Genomic DNA, 2,575 nt, shown 5'->3' with positions numbered 1-2,575 from the left:
TAAAATAATTAATTTTACAACTTTGAGGCCATATAAGAATTATATATACGCATACATCTATTAAATTTTATAAAATTCGAAATGTATTTTTTTTGTTTAGTATTTTCTATAATACTTTTGCATAACTCATCTTCCCCTGTAGAATTAAATTCTTGGTAATATTTATTATAGAGAGCATCGATCTCATTGTCATGCAAGAAACTCCACCATCCTATACCAAATGAACCAGTTAATCCGTAAGGACCATATCCATTATTTTCTCCTAAACTAGGATACCCCCACCTGAAAACCCCATTTCTTCCATCCATATAATTTGTTAAATATATTTTATTATTTCTTATCTTTATGACTCTCTCTAGAAAATGTTTCGCCAATACTTTTCTAAATTTTTTATATAAATTAAATTCATTGCTATCCATAGGATAAGAGTTTTGTAAAGATAATAAGATTTTGGGAATTCTAAAAAAATGAGAAGAATCTGATACCATATCTTTTAAGGGACGTTTTTCTTTAATAATTTTATTTTCATATCCTGCATATGCATGATCTTTATAATCATCATAATTACCTTTATCAAATAACCAGCGCCCCTCCTCATCAAAAGAACTTCGCTGTTTAAAAACCTTTAACGCATAGTGATTTATTTCTTTTAAAACTAGTTCTTTAGGATAAATTTTTGTTAAATTTGCAGCTATACCAAAACTAAAGAACTCTTCATCAATAATAACTCTCCTATATCCTACCTCTGTACCAGCGGTTAACTTCCACTCCACTCTTTCTTTTAAATTTTTAAATGGTTTTCTATCCCATTGCCATGCAGGAATATCATACCAAAATATATTAATTTGTTTTAGTACATAATTAGCTAACTCTTTATTTTTACTTAATACAGCATATTCACTTAATAAATATAAATATTGTATACTACTCAACCTTTCAGAATCTTTTTTCAAGTTTATTTCTTTGTTTCCTGTTTTCTGAAAACGCTCTATATTTGAGTCAAAATCTTTTTTTAACTTTTTATCATCATATTTATAAGCATAATGTAAAGGGACCATTAATGCATGTGAGGCGCTATATCTTTCTTTCACTTTCCAAGTATCAAGAGAAAGATACGCGCTTGCCCCTGATGTGATTGTTTCTTGAGCACAAGCCTGTTTGCTGATTATCAATATTATATACAACAAAATTATTCGTATAATCACGTTTATTTCCTTATATAAGATTTATATTCTCAAACCCCTAGTTATGCCTTTAAATGCCTTGGTCTAAAACCTGTCACCAGCAACCCAATCACATAAGCCACTACACCAACCACACATAAACCAGCGACTTCAGCAACGCGTAACCATTGTGAAATATCACCTTGGTACCAAGTCAAGCCATACCAAAGCGCAGCAATCATCGCGATATTGGCAACTGCATATTGAAACGCAAGTTTTTTCCAATGCGCACCAAAACGGAAAATATTACGTTTATGCAGATAGAAATACAGCATGCCCGCATTCACCAAAGCAGAACCAGAAGACGCCAAAGCTAAAGCCATATGTTCTGCATGCCAGTCGATCAATTTAAAGAAGCCAATAAAGATCACATTTAAAATTGCATTGGCCGCCACTGCCATTAAACCGACACGGACAGGCGTTTTGGTATCTTGCTGAGCATAGAAGCCTGGTGCAAAGACTTTAATCAACATAAAGGAGATTACGCCTGCACTCATACATTGCAATGCCAGAGCCGTCATTCTGGTATCTTCTAAAGTAAATTCACCACGTTGGAATAACGCTTGAATGATCGGTGTCGACAACATAAATAAGGCAATACTCGCAGGAATTCCCACCAGCATAATAATCTTCGCAGCCCAATCAATCATGCCTCTAAATTTAGCTTGGTCTTGCTCTGCATGACGTGCAGAAAGCGAAGGTAAAATGACCGTACCAATCGCGACCCCAATTAGGCCCAATGGTAACTCAGTCATACGTTCAGCACTGTATAACCATGAGACCGAGCCATCCTGCATAAAGGAAGCCCAAATGGTGTTCAGCAATAAGTTAATCTGGGTAACGGATACACCAAATAAGGCAGGCAGCATCAATTTTAAGATGCGATCCACCCCTTCATGTTTAAAATCAACTTTAGGTGGAATCAGCAAATTCTTCTTCCATAATTCTGGAATCTGAATCGCCAGCTGTAGAACACCCGCCGCAACCACAGCCCAACCCAAAGCCATGATCGGCTCAGCCATATACGGCGTCAGCCACCATGCCCCTGCAATCATCGCAACATTCAGCAATACTGGAGAAAATGCAGGTGAAGCAAAAGAGCCATAACTGTTGAGAATACTGCTGGCAAAAGCCGTCAAGGACATAAACATCAGATACGGAATGGTCAGGCGGAACATATCGACCGCAAGCTCAAACTTCTCTGGGTCGTTATGGAAACCAGGTGCGTAGAGATAAATAATCGCTGGTGCGGCAACCATCGCCACAAAGGTCAGTAATGACATAGCCGTAAGCAGGCAGCCAAATACCCGACTAATTAAAATCTGGACTTCGGCATGGGCACGGCTGGTTTT

At 37.0% G+C, this 2,575-nt stretch carries 2 protein-coding genes; both read right to left on the bottom strand.

The genetic code is table 11. The features are described from left to right. Positions 1 to 14: 14 nt before the first annotated feature. Positions 15 to 1,205 (bottom strand): hypothetical protein, encoded by a 1,191-nt coding sequence (locus A9Z07_RS04580; protein ID WP_139126630.1) that lies wholly within the window; start codon positions 1,203 to 1,205, stop codon positions 15 to 17. Between the two features lie 41 nt (positions 1,206 to 1,246). Continuing rightward, a partial coding sequence (gene murJ / locus A9Z07_RS04575) for a murein biosynthesis integral membrane protein MurJ (RefSeq protein WP_069577235.1) occupies positions 1,247 to 2,575 on the bottom strand: 1,329 nt, incomplete at its 5' end.

The organism is Acinetobacter sp. YK3, assembly GCF_001729365.1.
Classification (GTDB): domain Bacteria; phylum Pseudomonadota; class Gammaproteobacteria; order Pseudomonadales; family Moraxellaceae; genus Acinetobacter; species Acinetobacter vivianii.
Note: the sequence above shows the minus strand (reverse complement) of the source record. Positions and strands in the feature narration are given on the sequence as shown.